Below are 16,827 nucleotides of genomic sequence, written 5' to 3' on the forward strand. Positions count from 1 at the left end.
TTCGTACGTTCCAATCATGGGGGGAACATGAGGTCGATTCGTGCTGCTTTAGGTGCCGCTGCGACGGTCCTCGCTGCGCTGGCTGTCGCATCGCCTGCCGTCGCGACGGAGACTGCACCGCAGCCGGTGGTAGGGGTACTCTCGCCGGCCGAAGAGGCCCGGGTGCAGCAGGAGGCGGAGAAGAGCGAGCCCGTCATGGCCAACTACAAGGGCAAGAAGATCAACTTGGCGGAAAGCTGGGAAGGCGCGCAAGCCTGTACGCAGGTGACGGGCGGCGCGGTCTACTGCTTCGACAGCCAGCAGGAAGCCGACGAAGCACTGCCGAGCATCGACCCGGTCGCGGCTGCGGAAAACAAGAAGCAGGCCGCACAAGCAGGCAACCGGAGTGGGGCATCCACTACGGACATCGGGGACTGCAACAGGGTGTGCTTGTTTGAGCACTCCAACTACACAGGCCGGATGTTGCAGTGGTATCAATCCGGCAAGAAGAACCTCGGCGACTGGGGCTTCCGTGACAAAGCCAGTTCAGGCTGCGTGCGCCGAGCCACTGGTGGCGTTCTCGTGTATGACGCGCGCAGCTTCCTGCCCGATCCCTACATGGCGCTGGGCAACCCCGGCTGCTACGACTTCACGAAGGTCGGATACCCGACCGGCGGCAGTTGGAACGACAAGGCCGACTACATAGAAATGTAGAAGCATTTGGCTCGTGCTCACGTAGCCCGTCCCTGGCGCCGGGGACGGGCCGGCACACCGGGAGCTGGATCGCGCACTGGGCGGGGCAGCTCCGAGCCAACCAACAACACGCTCATCGACGCGAAGCGATCCCCGCCTACGAGTTGGCCGACTGGGCCATGCGAGCCAGGCCAAGGGTGGGGCGGACAGGCCAGGGATGGCCATTCAGGACGGCTGCGAAGCCGTTCCTGGTAGGGCGGGCCTTCCAGCGGTCCACGGTCGGCAGCGACACCCCGAGCAGCTCGGCAATGTCCTTGCGCCGACGCCCCTCGCCCGGCCACAGCACGATCCGGCCCCGCGTGGCGATATCCGCAGGCGCATCCCTGCTGTTCACCAACTCCCGCAACTCGGCGGCCTGTTCCACGGACAGCTCCATACCAAGAGCCCCTGCCACACAAGATCAAGTAACGCTGACGGAATCACGAAACACTAGGTTGTCAGAAAACAGCTGCGACAGATCAGCGCCCCCCGATACCGCATGCCACAGCATCATCCCGTGCGGCATCTTGTAGAGGCGCGCAAAAGGCGGCAGGGTGGCGTTGAAATGGAGCCCAATATTCCCAGAGCGCGGCCCGTACGCGATCCGCATGACGTGTACACAATCCGGCCACGGTAGCGCGATCTCGCCTCGCGGGATTTCAGCCAATGTCGAGCTGACGAGATACATCCAAGTGACTTCGTTGGCCTCTTGCTCTAGGTTAAATGGGTCTTCAAAGCGGTGACGGGGGTGGTCCGCAAGTAAAGATTCCCCCTGTCCGCGTACCACAGGCGGAGGGGATTTATGCGCAAGCGTTCAATGGGGCTGATCTTGGCGAGTGCGGTGCTGGGTCTGGTGACGGCGATCCCAGCAGCAGCGGACGAGCCGTTTCCGAATGATGCGAATATTTGGGATCCTGCAGCGTGCTCGGACCCCGACAGCTCCGGATTCAAATTCCACATCTACTACAACTCGGGGGAGGCGGGCGCCTACCGCAATATCGGCTATGCCGTCTATGACTTCGATGCCATAAAGGCCACCGACAAGAGCTATCACGTCTTGACGTTCTGCGAACTCGGGGTCAGCCGCCCGTGGCCCGGATCGGGGCAGCACATCAAGAACAATGCCGCCTCGGGCGACAACACGCACTACAAGTACACGGCCCGCGTGTACCAGCGCAGCGGGTACTGGGGAAACCAGGATGCCATGGGGCCGATGCAGCACCACGATCAGTTCCTGAACGTCTACAACGACAATGCCTCCTTCCAATGGACCTGATGGTTCTCCGGTGAACTGGCAGGCGTTGAAAAAGGGAGAGGCAGCAGTGAGTTCCAAGCGCACGATCATCAAGGTGGCGGCTCCTACCCTGGCAGCGGTCGCGGTGGGCGCGGTGGCAGCCGTGGGTCTTACGGCGAACTCGCCTGCACAGAAGCAGGAGGGCATAGCGTCGCCCGCAGGTATGGCGGACAAGGCACCAGCGGATCCGGCGAAGGCGTTCGTGGGACAGCCGGATGATCCGGCGACATGGAGGCTTCCTATCGAGGCGTACACGACGACGAAGTCTCAGACATCGCTGATCAGCGCGTCACGGGACCAGTTAATCAAGAAGTGCATGGCGGAGGCGGGATTCGGGCAGTGGATGCCGGCCCCTGACCTCCCCACGCTGGGAGGCACGACCCTCACGGACTGGCGTTACGGCATCCATAACGCGGCCCAGGCGGCCAAGCGTGGCTACCACCCCGATGCCGACGCGCAGAAGGCTTACGACAAGGCGATGATGGCGGGCGCCATGGACAAGTCCGGTGCCGACCAGGGGCAGGTAAGGAGCTGCGCGCAGTCTGCCGACGCTCAGGCGCCCGTAGCCCAGCCGTCCCAACTCGTCGAGACCATCAAGGGCGACAGCTACAAGGAGTCGACCAAAGACCCGAGGGTTGTGGCCGTGTTCGCGCAGTGGTCGGCATGCATGAAGGCGAAGGGCTACTCCTACAAGGCACCCCTGGACGCGGTGGACGACCCCCGTTTCCACAACCCGTACGAGGTGTCGGGCCTGGAAATCGCCACCGCGAAGGCCGACCTGGACTGCCGAAGCCGCTACCCCGTTGCACGGACGTGGTTCGATGCCGAATCTGCTCTGCAGATCAAGGCCCTCAAGAGTCATCAAAGGGAGCTCGACAAGGTGAAGGCGGACAACGTATCCGCCGTTTCCAAGGCGGCCGCAGTCGCGGCAGCGAAGTAATACACACGGTTGTGTCTCCGCATTCGTACGGAGACACAACCGTTCCCTGTCTCGGCGCCCGAAACTCGACATGCCCCCAGGGAGCTCGGACCAATGGCGCAGCACCTTCCCGGACGGCCGGAGGGGCATGCCGCAGACCGCTACATCAGGCTGTGGTGAACCTCTTGGGGCGGGAACAAGCTGGATGGCTCGCCTGGATCCACCGTGTGACGGTCGGTCTGTGGACGGAGAAAACAGCGTGCGAAGGCCAGCGGAGTCTGAGCAGCGGCGCAGCCCGTGACGGCCCGTGGAACGCGGCCGGAAGTCAGCCACCCCAAACACAAGCCACACCCGCCATTCCGTGGCATTGGCCAGATGATCAACCTTCTTCAACTTCCGCCCTGTCAGGTGCGGTGTTCATCAATTACGAAGGGTCCCCATGTTAAACATCCGCACAGCCCAACGGACAGCAGCAGCCGCTGTTCTGGCCGCAGTACTGGCCGGAACCGCGCAGGCCAAAGCCAGCGCCGCAGTGCCTGCCCCCCGCTGCGACAACGTCTGCGTCTTGGACGTTCGCGGCGGTGCCCATCCCGACTTCGACCGCGTTGTCTTCGATCTGGCTGGCGGCCAGCCGAACGTCCAGGCCACTGAGTCCGACAGCGACGCCTATGTCCCGCCCAGCGGAGACGCCAAGCACCTGCAGATCCGCGGCAAGTCCTATCTGTTCCTGAACTTGACGGGTGCCAGCACCCGAGACATGGCGGGTGTCCGCACCTACACCAACCCGGACGTTCAAGACCTGACCTTGCCCTCCATCAGGGGAGTTCAGCTCATCCCGGACTACGAGGGCCAGGTCCAGTTCGGACTCTCTCTTGGAGACCACAGCCGCTACCGCGTCTTCGCCCTGACCACCCCTGACCGCCTCGTGGTGGACATCTATCACTGATCTCTCATATCCGCGGAATTTGGCTTTTGTTCCTCGCCGCGGCATGAGCCCCACTCAGGTCCCGCCGTGGAACGTGAGCTGGTTCATCGCTCACCCAGAGGGCGCGGCGTGACCCTAGCCGCCACCAGCCTTCAGCAGACATACCTGCCGGGATCTGCCGGAACTGTCGTCTACGCGGTCCTCCGCCCCACCACCGGCTGAGGTGCCACCAAAGCTCCCGCCCGTCCTTGGCATCTCGCTGCCTGGGGGCCGGGCGGGCCGAGCCACGCCCTGGCATGGGTGTGGTTGCCTGCTCAACGAGAAACGGGGAATCGCTCTCTTGAGATCCAGAAGACGAACACACATATCCTTAGCTGCCGCTGTGGCGTGTGCCGCCTTGACCAGCGGGCTACTCCAGGCCGCACCCGCGCTTGCCGCACCGGCGCCGAGCCCCGGTACCAACCCTGTCACACCGCCTGCACCTCCCGGGCAGGTTGAGGATCCGGGCAAAAAGCTTGGCAAGGACTGGAAAACCAGTCCCGACCGGGCGGTGACCGCTGCCGCCGACACCGGCGGCCTGCGGATCCTCGTCGCTGACAGCAGCAAGGCATACGCCTGGGAGACCGCCGCCACGCTGTCCGAGCCGGGGATGCCTGCGGACTCGTGGATCGGCAACCAGTGCCTGATGGACCACGACCACGTGGCGGTGGTCTACGCGCCGCGCAGTTTCACGAACAAGCCGGACCTGATGCAGGGCGGCGCGTTCACGGCCGTGGTGAATCTGGCGACGGGGCAGGTGACGAAGCTGCCGTTCACCGCGTCGCTGGCCTACTTCGACCCGTCGTGCAACACGGCCACGCACACGGCCGCGTTCACCGCCTTCCGGGATATGAACGACCCGGCGAGCACGAAGACGCGCGTGGTCACGGTGGACACGGCCGGGAAGACCACGAGTTCGGCCGCGGCGAAGGGCGAGATCACCAGCGCGGTCCCGGTCAAGGACGGCACGGTCGCGGCCCTCGGCCGCCACCTGGTCCACCTCGACCACTCCGGCAAGGTGAAGAGCCTCGCCGACGCGGACAGCGTCCCGTTCGACATCCGCCCCGCCTCCGACGGCAAGATCGCCTTTGTCGACCGCAAGGACACCTCCACCGCGCAGGCCAAGCTCTTCACCGGGAGTGGCAAGCCGGCCGCCATCGCGTCGGGCAAGCTCGGCGATCTCGACTTGATGCAGGGCGAGGCGGGCCGGGTGTTCCTCACAGGCCACCCCGCCGGCCCCACCATCACGCAGAGAACCGGGATCACCCGCATCGACGCCCCAGCCGACACCGATGTGTCCTCCCACGGCCGCCTGTCCGTCGACCCTGTCCTCACCCCGGGTGTTCGTGCGGGCCTGGAACACATCAAGGACGCGGGCAAGGGCTTCACCACGGCCGAACCCACCCCGCAAGCCGCCACCCCGACCAGCCCGACCGTCAGCGGCGACGAGCCGGTGACGGTTACCAGCACCGCCACCACCACCGGGACGAAGCTCACACAGAGCGTGCTGCAGGAAGCCGCCGAGGGCTCGGGCGGCGCCCCCTCACCGGCCCTCGACACGGTCACCGGGACAAAGGCTCCTGTGAAGCGCACGGCGACGGCCACCGCTGCAGTGTCAAACGACCCGGTCGACTCCGACCGCTGGTGCTCGGTTTCCCGGAACGACGTCAACGCACAGGCGCTGCAACCGACCCCGAACCAGGTCGAGTGGGCGGTCGACATGGCCGTGCGCGGCAACCTACGCGCCAGCTACATCAAGCAGGGCGGCTACCGCGACCAGGCGGGTCTGGGCACCATCGACCCGCAGGGCCTGTTTCCGGTGCCGACGCTGAAGGGGGCGCCCACCGGAGCCCGGATCCCCGCCAACGTGCTCCTCGGGATCATGGCCCAGGAGTCGAACCTGTGGCAGGCCGAGTCGGGCGCGATCCCCGGCCAGATGGGCAGCCCTCTGGCTGCCGTGGACGGCTACTACGGCCACAAGGCCGATCCCAGCGACCCGGCTGCCTACTGGCATATCAACTGGGAGAAGTCCGACTGCGGCTACGGCGTCGGCCAGGTCACCGATGGCATGCGCCTGGCCGGTCACGAGAAGCTGGGCGAGACCAGCCTGTCCTCGGCCGTGCAGAAGCTCGTCGCGATCGACTACGCGACCAACGTCGCTGCCTCCATGAAGATCCTCGCCGACAAGTGGAACGAGGTCCACACCGACGGGCAGAAGATCACCGTCAACAATGACGATCCGTCCCTGGTGGAGAACTGGTTCACCGCCGTGTGGAACTACAACCTCGGTTTCAACCCGCCCTCGGACTCATGGAAGCACGAAGGGCACTGGGGACTTGGCTGGTACAACAACCCTGCCAACCCGCTCTACAAGAAGAGCTGGGGACACCCGTTCATGGACACCGACGTGGACGGCACGGACGCCAACAAGGACGCGGCACACCCGCAGGACTGGCCGTACGAGGAGAAGGTGATGGGCTGGGCCGCCTGGTCCATCGACACCGGTTTCTCCTACGCCACCTCCGGCCGCCAGGACTGGCCCGGGGAGTCCGGGTTCTCCTCGGCCGGCTTCCGGCCCGCCTGGTGGACCACCCCGACCGACCGCAGCCACGTCTCCCCTCCACTGAACATCTTCTGCAACAGCGACAACGACTGTGACCCGGACGCGCCAACCACCTGCACGAACGAAGCGTGTTACGCGCACTACTGGTGGAACAAACCCAACGCCACCTGGAAGGCACAGTGCGCCACCACCTGCGGTCACGAGGCCATCAAGTACCAGACCCTGGTCTCCGAGCCGGGACGCGGCTACCGCCTCCAGAACGGGACACCAGTCTGTAACAATGCCCCGGCCGGATCACAGGTCGTTCTCTCCATCCCCAGCGGAACTCCCACATGGGGTGATTGCGGGGCTATCTCGTCCATGGGCAGTTTTCAGTTCGCGTTCAACCCCGGCGCGAGTGGGCGCTACGAGGCCAAGGCGGACCTGCACCAGATAGGCGGCGGCTATGGCGGCCACTACTGGTACACCCACACCCGCGACGCCGGACACTTCGGCGGTGACGGCGGAAACATGACCATCGACGGTACCTGGACGCTTGGCCAGAACTTCGACTGGGCTCGCGTCCTCGTCCACCTCCCCGACACCGGAGCCCAGACCCGGCAGGCGAAGTACACCATCCTCAACACCAGCAACAGATCCGACCCGGTCCGCGCTGTCGAACAGCGAGCCGGCCGCTGGGTCAGCCTTGGCGTCTTCCACTTCACCGGAACGCCGAAGGTGAAACTGTCCAACACCACGGAAGACGGCACAGCCGACGAGGACATCGCCTGGGGAGCCGTCGCCTTCCAGCGCCTGTCCGGCAAACCGAAGAACGTGGTCGTTGCCATGGGAGACTCCTACTCCTCCGGCGAAGGCGCCTCCGAAGGTAACCGGGACTACTACCCCGAAACCAACTACCGCAACGCGAACAACGACGATACCCGCGACGCCTGCCACCGCTCCCGCTATGCGTGGTCGAGGCAGGCGACCCTGCCCGGCGGATCCAAGTCCATCGGCGAACTCGATGACGGATCCGATCCGAACATGGACTATCACCTCATTGCCTGCTCCGGCGCCCGCACCTACAACGTGCTCGGCGTGAAGCAAGAGAACGGCGGTGAACTGCCGCAGATCAACCAGGGCTACCTGGACGACAACACGACGTTGGTCACGATCTCCATCGGCGGCAACGACTCCCGCTTCGCCGACACCATCCAGAAATGCCTTCTGTCCCGCGGCGACGGCAACTGCAAGGACAAGACGTTCGACAGTCCAGACGCACAAGTCGGCACACGGGACGAGAAGTTCAAGGGGCAGCCAATGGAGACGGCTATACCGGGCATCATCAACGAGATCGTCCGCCCGGACATCACCAAGACAGTGCTGGAGATCCACAAGCTCGCCCCGTACGCGAAGATCGTCCTCATGGGCTACCCGCCCCTGATCTCCAACCAGGGTTCCTGTCTGTCAGTCAGCATCATCGGCCTGGGCGACCTCGGTCTGTCCGCAGCCTCCACCGGGTGGCTCAACGACACCGCCGACGTCCTCACCACCGCAATGCAGGGCTCAGCGGACGACGCAAGGAAGCAGGGCGTTCAGGTGTGGTTCTCCAACCCGAAGGCCGACTTCGAGGGCAAGGCAGTATGCGGTGACCCGGAGCGGATCCACGGCATCGTGAAGACCCTCACCAACTCCGACAAGCCGCTCAAGGATTGGAAGATCCTCAACCCCATCCTCAGCAAGTACGGCATGTCCGCCCAGTCGTTCCATCCCAAGATCGAGGGAGCGCGCCTCTACGCGAACTCCCTGGAACGCACCATGGCGGGCATGGGCCTGTAACCGCAAAAGCACATCGCGGCCGGGGGCACCCCCATACGGTGCCCCCGGACTCGTATGAGTACGTGTACGGATGGACGCCGCCAACTGGGCTGCGAGAATGGGCACATGACCGTGAAGTGGGCGCCACCCGCCTTATCCGCCGTGCGTGATGCCGTCAAACGCCTCCTCGGCCTCCTCCTCATCCTCGCCCTCTCCGCCTGCTCTTCCCAAGACCGCGCCACGAGCCCGGAAGAGGTGCGCAAGCTTGCGGACAGCGCCCAGGCCCAACGGTCCCGGAAGGCAGCCGAAGACCATCTGCGGACCATCGTGAACGCGTACGCCAAGAACACCCCCCTCATCCTTGGCCTGGTCACGGTGAATGACTTATGTGCCGGGGGAGCGGCGAAACAGTGGTTCTTCCAGACCGGCGACGACCAGTACAAGATCCGCTGCGCTATGCGCATCACCGCCTACTACGGTGCCGACCCGCACCGCATCGCTGACGTCCTGGACGGCATCCTCACCGCCGGGGACCATGACTCCTCCGACGGGGCCCCTGGCGGCACCATCCCGTTCCACCACGGCAGCCACGGCAGTCCCCTCGTCGACTACTACCGGGGCAAAGCCCCAAACCCGCCCGGTCAGAACGCGCCGGAACCTGCCCTCTTATTCGACCCCTCGCAGACGTTGTCATGGGACACCGTGCGAAGCAGTGAGAGGAAGCTGATCGATGAGCCGGATCCGTGCCCGTCCAACGACCCGCCCGTCACGCGGTGCCTTCGTGAGCCGGCATCGAGGACAGTGGCCGACATTCGCAAAAAGTATGGAATGGTGTTCAAATTGGAAATATCGATGATTAACTATTACCGTGTCTCTAAAGATGGAAAAATCGTCCACGCGTGGCGATAAGGGCATCATCCTGCGGCCTCAGTCATTCATGAGAGCGTCGACGGGGCAGCCCGAAGGCACCGGCCGGGGCGCCGGTCTTCAACCTGGATCACGCCCTGGACCCGACCACACGACCGGCACCCTTGCCCACCCGGGGCTATTCGACAGCTGATGCCCACTGACTACAGCAAGTGCACAGAACAAGAAAAACAGAGACGACGTGCGTGCTACGACGGCCTCCTCGTCGATTCAGCCACCACTATCGACCAACGATCGCGTCTCCGGAAGTGGTGTAGTAACGGGACGCGATGCCCTGCCTTGAGCTTCTTGCCCACAACCGCGTCCCGGTCAACTGACGTACGGGCGGGTGACGCGCCCCGGCCGGGGTCCGTCGGTGGTTCCCAGCACGGTCCGCCGGGGCAGGATGGGTGGAGACGCGTCTTCGACGTCGTCGGCAAAGCCCCGACAGGCCCTGCGTACGTCTGGAGGGCCGTACACAGCGACCGTGCCGGACCGTCCTGATCGGGGCTGATCATCTCGGCTCAGCTCATTGCGACGAAGTTCGCGGCCGTACCAACGAGCACTCCGACGACGAGCAGCATCGGGCCCCGGTAACTCTCCCACCACTTCTGCTTGCTGCCCTCGACGTACTCCCGCAGTCCTGCGCACTGGTCCTCGACGTTCTTTCGTGCCGCCTCCAGGTCGCTTTGGAAGCGGCTCTCCAGACGAACCATCAGTTCCTTGTTCCTCCGGCCGAGTTCCTGCGGTAGATCGATCTGCTTCCACTTCTCAACGTCTGCCATGCGTTGTTCGATCGTCTTCTCTCTGTTTGTGACGGCGCTTGCATTAAACGCCTCAACAACGGCGCCCGCGTCCGTGGCGTAGACGTTGCGCGGGCGCGTGAGATACGCGGCGAGACGCTTGCGAGCACTGGTGATGTCGACGACGGTCACGACCAGGCCGACCGTCTCCAGGAGCCCAGAGACTCCATAGAGGGTGGCAGCGGCAGCAGACATGCCCGGAGGGTACTGCGCGGCAGGCGGATCGGAAGCCTTGTGACGGCCTCTGGTGCGGGAGTCCACCTGTCGAGAGGGAGACGCCCCGCCCCGAGCAGTGCGGGTCTATCGCCACGCAGCCAGATCACCGCATCAACCGCAAGCGGACTGCGGGTAGATGGCCCACCAGGAGAGGGTGGAATATTTTGATGCATAATTTTGAGCATGCGGCGTGGCCATGTAGAGTGCAGGAAGCCTGAAGAGTCACGGGAGATGAGCTCAGGATGGACAGCACTGGCGACCGGGTAGCGGATGCGGCCATGCTGACCACAGCCCGCGAATCGCGTGGATGGACCCAGGCTGACCTCGCATCAGAGATGACCCGCCACGCAGGAGGCGAGGCCGTCTCGCAGGGGTACGTCAGTCGGGCTGAAGCCGGGCGGCTCACCGTGCAGGGCGAGCGCCTGGCCCTCTTCGCGGCGGCTCTCAGATACACGCCGCAGATGCTATGCCGCACCACTGACAAAGGCGGCGGAGCAGGCATCGGGCTTGTGCACCACCGAAAGCGCGCCTCCATGGGCGCGTTGGCACTCCGGCGCGTGCATGCAACCCTTGCCGTCACCCGCTTCCAGGTGGAAGCACTGGTCACGGATGGCGATGAAGGGGGCAAGCACCGGTTCCGCAACATCCCGGTCGACGACTTCGACACCCCGGCTGACGCCGCAGAGACGCTGCGCCTGGAGTGGGGGGTCCCTATCGGCCCACTCTCCAACGTCATTGAGGTACTCGAAGGTGCGGGGGCTCTGCTCGTGGTGCGTGATCTCGAGTCGCGTGAACTCGACGCGGTCAGCCAGTGGCCGCCGGGGCAAAGGCCGTTGTTCCTCCTCAACTCGACCGCCCCGGGGGACCGTTTCCGGTTCAGCCTCGCGCACGAACTCGGGCACGTCGTGATGCACCCTGAGCCGGGTGACCCGCGAGTCCAAGAGCAGCAAGCAGACCAGTTCGCAGCCGAATTCCTGATGCCGCACGAGCCCATCCTGGCCGACCTCCGCACCGGGGTGGACTTGCCCCGGCTGCAGGGGCTCAAGAACCGGTGGGGGGTGTCGATGGCAGCGCTCACCCGGCGCGCCAAGTCCCTCGGCATTCTCACCGAATGGCAGTACCGCGAGCTCATGGTGCAGATGTCCGCCCTGGGCTACCGCACCAACGAACCCGTTTCCATCGAGCGCGAGACCCCGCGCTACCTCGCCGAAGCCGTCACCCGGCTGAGGCACCAGCACCACCTCGACCTGTCCCAGGCGGCCCACTTGGCCGGCCTGGAACTCGAGGAGTTCACCGAGATCTACTCGTGTCCTTCTCCACCCGGATAGCCCTTCAGGCTCCGGGCTCACCAACAGGTAGGTGACCATGGCCAACCCGCCGTTCCCCGGCCGCACGCCCGCTCTGCGGGTTCTCGACGCGTCGGTAGCGGCCGCGCCGCTGCTGCAAGGGCGTGTACTGCTGCACGAGAACGCGCGCTTCGTCCCTCAGATGCGGGCTCCGCTCGACGACGACCTCGGCGGCATTGTGATGACCGGGGAGAGGGCAGGTGAACGTGCCTACCAGCTCCGGGCGTCCGGCTACGGCGGCACTCTGCTGATCGACACCGCAGCGTACAAGACTCACACAGCGACTGCCGAGGAACCCTTCCTCCTGGACAGCGACGATCTCTTCGGCACGGTCGACACAGTGCTCGAGCTGCAGAAGGCCCGTGGTGCCAGCGCCGCGCTGACCCCAACCGGGTACATTCCCCCGGGCGCCTCCAAGGTCCTCAAAACCGTCGTACGCCAAGCTCAGCTGATCAAGCGTGCAGACACGGTCATCAGCCTCCCCCTCAGCACGGTCTGGCTGACCGACGAGTACATCTCCCAGCTGGTCGCCGCATGCGAACGCATTCCGCACCCCAAGGCGATCACCCTGTTCCGCCAGTTCGACCCCATGGAGCAGTCCAAGGCTGTTCCCGCCAACCTGCGTCGCCTCGTCGCTGCACAGCCGGACATCGCCCTGTTGCGAAGCGATCTGGCGGCGCTGGACGCCTTCGTTCACGGCGCCCTGTTCTCCGGCATCGGCGCCGACAGCACCAGTCGGCACAGCATCCCGCCTGGGGAAGTGGCACTGGTCAGTGGCAAGAAGAACGGCGGCGGACCCAGCTACCCCTACGTATTGATGCCGAGCCTGATGTCCTTCAAGGGCACGCAGTCCCTGGCGCAGATCTATGCCAACGATCCACCGGCAACCTGCGACTGCGACGTCTGCAAGGGCCGCGGCCTCGACCGATTCAACGATCCCGGCAAAGAAGCCCGACGAGAGTCCGAGGATCACAACATCAGTACTTGGAGCGACTGGGTGCTCCAAATTGTGGCCCGAAAGCCCGGACTCGATCGCAAGACGTGGTGGCGGGACAAATGCGCTTCCGCCGTTGTTCAGTGCGCCTTGGAGAACCAGCGCCTTGGCTTGTCCGCAAGCTCCAGGGCGGGCTTCAGCGTCCCTGACCCCGTGCAAGCGTGGGCTACGCTGCCCCTCGCGCCGTGAGACCGGCGCTCACCGGCACAACTGGTTGTACGCCTCTTCAAGGAACTGCCAGCCCGCTGCCGTATGCCGACGCCGGACGAACGGTCGAGGCGGTACCACGACCTCAACATCGCGCCCCACCGCCACGAGCAACCCGATCCCGTAGAACTCGGCCTCCATCACCGCATCGTCACGACGCCTGAGTGGCCGGTCCACCATAACTGCCCGAGCGCAGAAAGGAGTGAACCATTCGGCCTTCTCCTTGGCTGCCGTCCAACTGCTTCCAGGTACGACCGCCAGATCCACGCGCAGAGGGTGTGTCGCCTCACGCACGACCGCACGGTCGTGCCTTACGAGCGCGCCGTTGGGTACCTGCCGCAGCACCCTCTTCTCCCGGTCGCCGAGGGAAGCCAACGCGACCGACTCCCCCAACGGCAGGTTCATCAATAGCTCGAGCACGTGGAGCTTGTTCAGCTTTGTCATGCCCGCACGCGCACGCCGTTCGCACTCCTGCCCCTGCTGCCGATAGGCCACCACGGCGTCGACGCCGAACATGCTGAGCGTCCCAATTTCCGCGCCCTGCGGGAACAGCGTGTCAGGCGTCGCTGCACGAGCGATCACTTCTGCCGGACCCGGCGACGCCACAGCCATGCCTCTACCTCTACCCTCGCCCCAAGGAGACGGCCCTTCCAGCAGGACCACATCCTTACCTACCGGTAGGAAACCTTTCACGGAAAGGGCAGCCGCGCCAGCGCCAGAAGATCATTGGCGTTGCACCTCCCGACCCATGCCGGTACGCGGCCTAACCGGGACGCCGCTGTCCAGGTCACGGGTGCAGCCCCGAGCCACCAGGCCAGGCTAGTGGGAGCCGCCCCAGCACCACAGGCCGAGCAACTGCGAGGACCCTAATGCGGGGCCAGCCGCTCCACAATGGTCAACTCACCACGTACCTCACTCCCATTTCGGCTGCAGTCGCTCACGTGTGACACCCCGCAGGCCCTACGCCCCGCCACGAACGAATCTGCGGCGTCACCAAGGACCACGCCTGCCGCGCCCGGCGTGCGCCTTACCTCCCCATCTCGATCAGCTGCGCGCCGGTGCACAACGAAGATCCCATCGAACGCGCCACCGTTCGCCCCCGCCGCCACGCGCAGAACCCCCCAGGAACAAGCCGAGGGGCTTTCTCACCTGTCACGCGCTATCACACATGTATCACCAACAGCATTGACACTCCTGGACCACAAGGCCCTGACCTGCGCGTGCGCCCCTGACCTGGACCCCCTAGACGGCACAAGACGCTTTCGCCTACCTGTGCCATGTGGTACCCAGTGAGGGACCCAGGACGAGGACTGGGGCGTCTTCTGGCCCGTCAACGCGGTATTGCAGGGTGTTCATCGGTGTCTCACTCACCTGCCAGACCCTCTCATCTGTCACCTGCGGAGCTACCGCCAGGGTCAGAAAGTGTGGTCGGACGCGGGCATGGACGCCATGTGGTTCGCCTCCACGATCAAGGTGATCGGGAGCGGTATCGACGACCCGGACTTCGCCGACAAGCTCTCCCGGCTGATCGGCGACCACGACGTCGAGACCACCTCCACCTCGCACTCCGAGTCCGGGAAGAGCACGTCGGTGTCGATGCGGCAGGAGCGGATCCTGGCCGCCGACGCCATCCGGGCGCTGCCCAAGGGCACCGCGCTCGCGTCCGCGACCGGACTGCGGGCGGCCATGCTCGACCTGCGTCCCTGGTACCTGGAGCCCGGCGCCGACGAGCTGTCCGCCGCCTCCGCCCGCGCCTCGGCGGGCATCACCGAGCGGGCCGTCGCCAAGGCCGCGCCCAGGAAGTCCGACTACGGCACCGCCGCATAGAACTCCCCCTTTGCCCTCGTTCCGCTCGGCTTCCCGCACATCCCTCTGCATCTGCGCGCCGAGCATCAGCACACCTGGAACCGCCTATGCCACAGATTCACGACGTCCCCGACGACTGGAACCCCGAACACCGCTGCTGTCTGAAATGCGGCAACACCGACCCCGAGGTCACCCTGCGGGCCCTCACTCACACCGCAACGAACCAGCAGGCTCTCGGCTGCACCCGGCATGTCGCGGACGTTGCCGCCATCCTCGATTCCTCTACGTCCGCGCCGCAACCTGCGGCCGAGCAGGCGCCGAAGCTCGCCACCGCGCCGGCGCCGTCTTCCGCACCCGCCTCTCGATACCGCTCCCGGGCATGACTCAACCACCCGCCGCCGCCCTGCTGTTCGAGGTGCTGCCACCGCCGACACCCGTCGAGCGTCTGCTCGCCCTCGCCGGCCACTAGTCGCGCCCCAGCCGCCTCTCAGACAGTCGTCCATAGCGTCCAGGTTCCAGCCGAAGTACCCACCGGGTCCGTTGATGGCCTCACCGATCGCGCAGTAGAAGGTGTCCCGGTCAACGACGTGTCGGCCATCCAAGGTGAACACCTGGCCCGCAGGCGCATCGGGCTTTCCCTGGCGTTGGTACTCCCGGGAACACAGAGCCACAGACAGCCGCGCATGTCGGTCCTCGGGTGCGAGCTCGTGCCACATTCCGGTGTGGTTCAGGTGACCTCTGCGGACCAGCTCCCACGGTTGGCTGTGTAGGTGAATCGGGGAGGCGCTTGTTGCCGGGTTCGGGAGGCGATCCCGTGTCGCGAGAGGTGATGTCGCCGAGTTTTGACGGCAGTCGGGGTCTTGCGGTGAGAGGATCGGTGTGCTGTCCCGTTGGGAGCCCGCATGCGGGTATCCGCGGGGCGGTTCCGGCGGGTGCCGGGGGCCGCCCCACGGATATCCGCATGCGGGTATCCGTGTCCAAGGTTGAGCTGTATGTGACGATCCGCCGTGACCGTCGTGCTGGCCCGTCTGGTTCGGAGCCAATGTTGGTGCGGTAGGCGTCTCCCTGGGGAAATCCGCTACCGGCTGCTTTCAATACCCCGTGCCTACGGGATGACGAGTAGCTTGCCGGTGGTACGCCGAGCCTCCAGATCGCGGTGAGCTTGGGCGACCTCGGCGAGCGGGTAGCGGGCCGTCACGGTGGTCTCAAGCGCCTTGGTGCGCACCAATTCAAGCACGTCGGCGGCGCGTCGGAGCAGCTCGGACCGATCGGCGATGAAGTCCCCGAGGCTTGGCCGGATCAGGGTCAGCGAACCGCCCTGGGCGAGCCGGATGGGGTCGAAGGGCGGCACTGCACCACTCGCGGCGCCGAAGAGCACCAGGTGGCCGCGGGTTCGCAGGCTGGCGAGGCTCGCATCGAAGGTGTCCCTGCCAACGCCGTCGAAGACGACAGGCAGGCCCTGGCCGCTATGGAGCCGCTTCACCTCGGCCGCGAGATCGTCCACTGTTGAGTAGAGGATCACCTCGGCGGCCCCGGCGCGCCGCGCCAGCTGGGCCTTCTCCGGTGTCGAGGTTGTGCCGATCACTCTGCCGCCGAGATGGGTGATGAGCTGAGTCAGCAGAAGCCCCATGCCGCCGGCAGCGGCGTGCACGAGCACCGTGTCGCCTGGCTGGACCGGGTAGGCGTCTTTGACGAGGTAGTGCGCCGTCATGCCCTGCAGCAGCACGGCGGCGGCGGCCTCGAAGTCGACGCCGTCGGGCAGGGGCACGAGCCGGGAGGAGTCCACGACGGCCTGCTCGGCATAGGTGCCGGGAATCTCCACCCAGCCGACCCGGTCTCCCACAGCGACGTGGGTGACGCCGGGTCCAACCTCGAGGACCGTGCCCGTGCCCTCACTGCCCGGGGTGAAGGGCAGCGGGAGAGTGTACCGGCCCTGGCGGTGATATACGTCGAGGAAGTTGACGCCGGACGCGGCGACCTCCACGACCGCTTGGCCCGGCCCCGGCGTCGGTTGATCAATATCGACCAGTCGCAGCACCTCGGGACCGCCCACTTCGGACATCTGAATCGCTCGCATGACCCCTCCTGAAACGGCAAACCTCCCTCACCAACTCCACTCGTGGCGATCCTATTTCCGCTCGCGGTGAGGTGTCGTAGCCGTCACGTTCAGGTCAGCGACATGAAGCCGGCCGTGCCGCGGCAACTGCCCTAGTGACCTGGTTTGGAGATCCTGTCGCAGTAGCGGCAGATGCGGTCGAGGATCTGGTCGGCGGTCTTGGTCCATTTGAAGGGCCGGGCTTG

The 16,827-nt window shown here is 65.4% G+C and carries 14 protein-coding genes and 2 pseudogenes; 10 read left to right on the plus strand and 6 right to left on the minus strand.

Going from position 1 to position 16,827, the window contains the following annotated elements; all coding sequences use genetic code 11:
• The first annotated feature begins 27 nt into the window (after positions 1-27).
• Positions 28-693, plus strand: coding sequence for a peptidase inhibitor family I36 protein (locus AB0G17_RS30915; RefSeq protein ID WP_361389890.1), 666 nt, complete (start codon positions 28-30; stop codon positions 691-693).
• 136 nt (positions 694-829) lie between these two features.
• Here AB0G17_RS30915 and AB0G17_RS30920 read toward each other — a convergent pair whose 3' ends face one another.
• Positions 830-1,108: a helix-turn-helix domain-containing protein gene (locus tag AB0G17_RS30920; protein WP_361389892.1), complete on the minus strand. Its 279-nt coding sequence runs from the start codon at positions 1,106-1,108 to the stop codon at positions 830-832.
• Between the two features lie 24 nt (positions 1,109-1,132).
• A complete protein-coding gene (locus AB0G17_RS30925) occupies positions 1,133-1,399 on the minus strand; it encodes a hypothetical protein (RefSeq protein WP_361389894.1) in 267 nt (88 codons plus the stop codon).
• A 114-nt stretch (positions 1,400-1,513) separates the two neighbouring features.
• Here AB0G17_RS30925 and AB0G17_RS30930 point away from each other — a divergent pair, with 114 nt between their 5' ends.
• The 5 genes from AB0G17_RS30930 to AB0G17_RS30950 all read left to right on the plus strand — a co-directional run bounded on the left by AB0G17_RS30930 (position 1,514) and on the right by AB0G17_RS30950 (position 9,157).
• Complete coding sequence (locus tag AB0G17_RS30930; protein WP_361389896.1) at positions 1,514-1,987, plus strand: hypothetical protein; 474 nt, start codon at positions 1,514-1,516, stop codon at positions 1,985-1,987.
• A 10-nt stretch (positions 1,988-1,997) separates the two neighbouring features.
• Positions 1,998-2,945 (plus strand): hypothetical protein, encoded by a 948-nt coding sequence (locus AB0G17_RS30935; RefSeq protein WP_361389898.1) that lies wholly within the window; start codon positions 1,998-2,000, stop codon positions 2,943-2,945.
• Positions 2,946-3,363: 418 nt separating this feature from the next.
• Positions 3,364-3,870, plus strand: a complete 507-nt coding sequence (locus AB0G17_RS30940; RefSeq protein ID WP_361389900.1) for a hypothetical protein — start codon at positions 3,364-3,366, stop codon at positions 3,868-3,870.
• Between the two features lie 529 nt (positions 3,871-4,399).
• A complete protein-coding gene (locus AB0G17_RS30945; RefSeq protein WP_361389902.1) occupies positions 4,400-8,269 on the plus strand; it encodes a hypothetical protein in 3,870 nt (1,289 codons plus the stop codon).
• Positions 8,270-8,374: 105 nt separating this feature from the next.
• Positions 8,375-9,157, plus strand: coding sequence for a hypothetical protein (locus AB0G17_RS30950; RefSeq protein ID WP_361389904.1), 783 nt, complete (start codon positions 8,375-8,377; stop codon positions 9,155-9,157).
• A 521-nt stretch (positions 9,158-9,678) separates the two neighbouring features.
• Here the strand turns inward: AB0G17_RS30950 and AB0G17_RS30955 are convergent.
• Positions 9,679-10,152: a hypothetical protein gene (locus tag AB0G17_RS30955; protein WP_361389906.1), complete on the minus strand. Its 474-nt coding sequence runs from the start codon at positions 10,150-10,152 to the stop codon at positions 9,679-9,681.
• A gap of 263 nt (positions 10,153-10,415) precedes the next feature.
• Between AB0G17_RS30955 and AB0G17_RS30960 the strand changes: the two genes are divergently transcribed.
• On the plus strand, positions 10,416-11,501 hold the full coding sequence (locus AB0G17_RS30960) for an ImmA/IrrE family metallo-endopeptidase (protein ID WP_361389908.1): 1,086 nt from the start codon (positions 10,416-10,418) through the stop codon (positions 11,499-11,501).
• A gap of 37 nt (positions 11,502-11,538) precedes the next feature.
• Entirely contained in the window at positions 11,539-12,702 is a 1,164-nt protein-coding gene (locus AB0G17_RS30965) for a hypothetical protein (RefSeq protein WP_361389916.1), read from the plus strand.
• 9 nt (positions 12,703-12,711) lie between these two features.
• On the opposite strand, the gene AB0G17_RS30970 is transcribed toward AB0G17_RS30965, so the two are convergent.
• Entirely contained in the window at positions 12,712-13,332 is a 621-nt protein-coding gene (locus AB0G17_RS30970) for a hypothetical protein (RefSeq protein WP_361389910.1), read from the minus strand.
• A 714-nt stretch (positions 13,333-14,046) separates the two neighbouring features.
• On the opposite strand from AB0G17_RS30970, the pseudogene AB0G17_RS30975 reads away from it, so the two are divergent.
• Together AB0G17_RS30975 and AB0G17_RS30980 are read left to right on the plus strand one after the other, a co-directional pair.
• Positions 14,047-14,547, plus strand: a pseudogene (locus tag AB0G17_RS30975) (TraM recognition domain-containing protein); the annotation flags it as partial.
• A gap of 86 nt (positions 14,548-14,633) precedes the next feature.
• On the plus strand, positions 14,634-14,909 hold the full coding sequence (locus tag AB0G17_RS30980) for a hypothetical protein (protein WP_361389918.1): 276 nt from the start codon (positions 14,634-14,636) through the stop codon (positions 14,907-14,909).
• An 81-nt stretch (positions 14,910-14,990) separates the two neighbouring features.
• On the opposite strand, the pseudogene AB0G17_RS30985 reads toward AB0G17_RS30980, so the two are convergent.
• Positions 14,991-15,287 (minus strand): annotated as a pseudogene (locus tag AB0G17_RS30985) (barstar family protein); the annotation flags it as partial.
• Positions 15,288-15,631: 344 nt separating this feature from the next.
• On the minus strand, positions 15,632-16,603 hold the full coding sequence (locus AB0G17_RS30990) for a quinone oxidoreductase (protein ID WP_361389912.1): 972 nt from the start codon (positions 16,601-16,603) through the stop codon (positions 15,632-15,634).
• Positions 16,604-16,827 lie beyond the last annotated feature (224 nt).

Origin of the sequence: Streptomyces sp. NPDC023838 (assembly GCF_040639555.1) — a bacterium.
Classification (GTDB): Bacteria; Actinomycetota; Actinomycetes; order Streptomycetales; family Streptomycetaceae; genus Streptomyces.

Bases quoted from the DNA above. Each gene is read 5' to 3' on its own strand.
- AB0G17_RS30915 (WP_361389890.1), top strand. From the start codon at position 28: ATGAGGTCGATTCGTGCTGCTTTAGGTGCCGCTGCGACGGTCCTCGCT.
- AB0G17_RS30920 (WP_361389892.1), bottom strand. From the start codon at position 1,108: ATGGAGCTGTCCGTGGAACAGGCCGCCGAGTTGCGGGAGTTGGTGAAC.
- AB0G17_RS30925 (WP_361389894.1), bottom strand. From the start codon at position 1,399: ATGTATCTCGTCAGCTCGACATTGGCTGAAATCCCGCGAGGCGAGATC.
- AB0G17_RS30930 (WP_361389896.1), top strand. From the start codon at position 1,514: ATGCGCAAGCGTTCAATGGGGCTGATCTTGGCGAGTGCGGTGCTGGGT.
- AB0G17_RS30940 (WP_361389900.1), top strand. From the start codon at position 3,364: ATGTTAAACATCCGCACAGCCCAACGGACAGCAGCAGCCGCTGTTCTG.
- AB0G17_RS30950 (WP_361389904.1), top strand. From the start codon at position 8,375: ATGACCGTGAAGTGGGCGCCACCCGCCTTATCCGCCGTGCGTGATGCC.
- AB0G17_RS30955 (WP_361389906.1), bottom strand. From the start codon at position 10,152: ATGTCTGCTGCCGCTGCCACCCTCTATGGAGTCTCTGGGCTCCTGGAG.
- AB0G17_RS30960 (WP_361389908.1), top strand. From the start codon at position 10,416: ATGGACAGCACTGGCGACCGGGTAGCGGATGCGGCCATGCTGACCACA.
- AB0G17_RS30965 (WP_361389916.1), top strand. From the start codon at position 11,539: ATGGCCAACCCGCCGTTCCCCGGCCGCACGCCCGCTCTGCGGGTTCTC.
- AB0G17_RS30970 (WP_361389910.1), bottom strand. From the start codon at position 13,332: ATGGCTGTGGCGTCGCCGGGTCCGGCAGAAGTGATCGCTCGTGCAGCG.
- AB0G17_RS30980 (WP_361389918.1), top strand. From the start codon at position 14,634: ATGCCACAGATTCACGACGTCCCCGACGACTGGAACCCCGAACACCGC.
- AB0G17_RS30990 (WP_361389912.1), bottom strand. From the start codon at position 16,603: ATGCGAGCGATTCAGATGTCCGAAGTGGGCGGTCCCGAGGTGCTGCGA.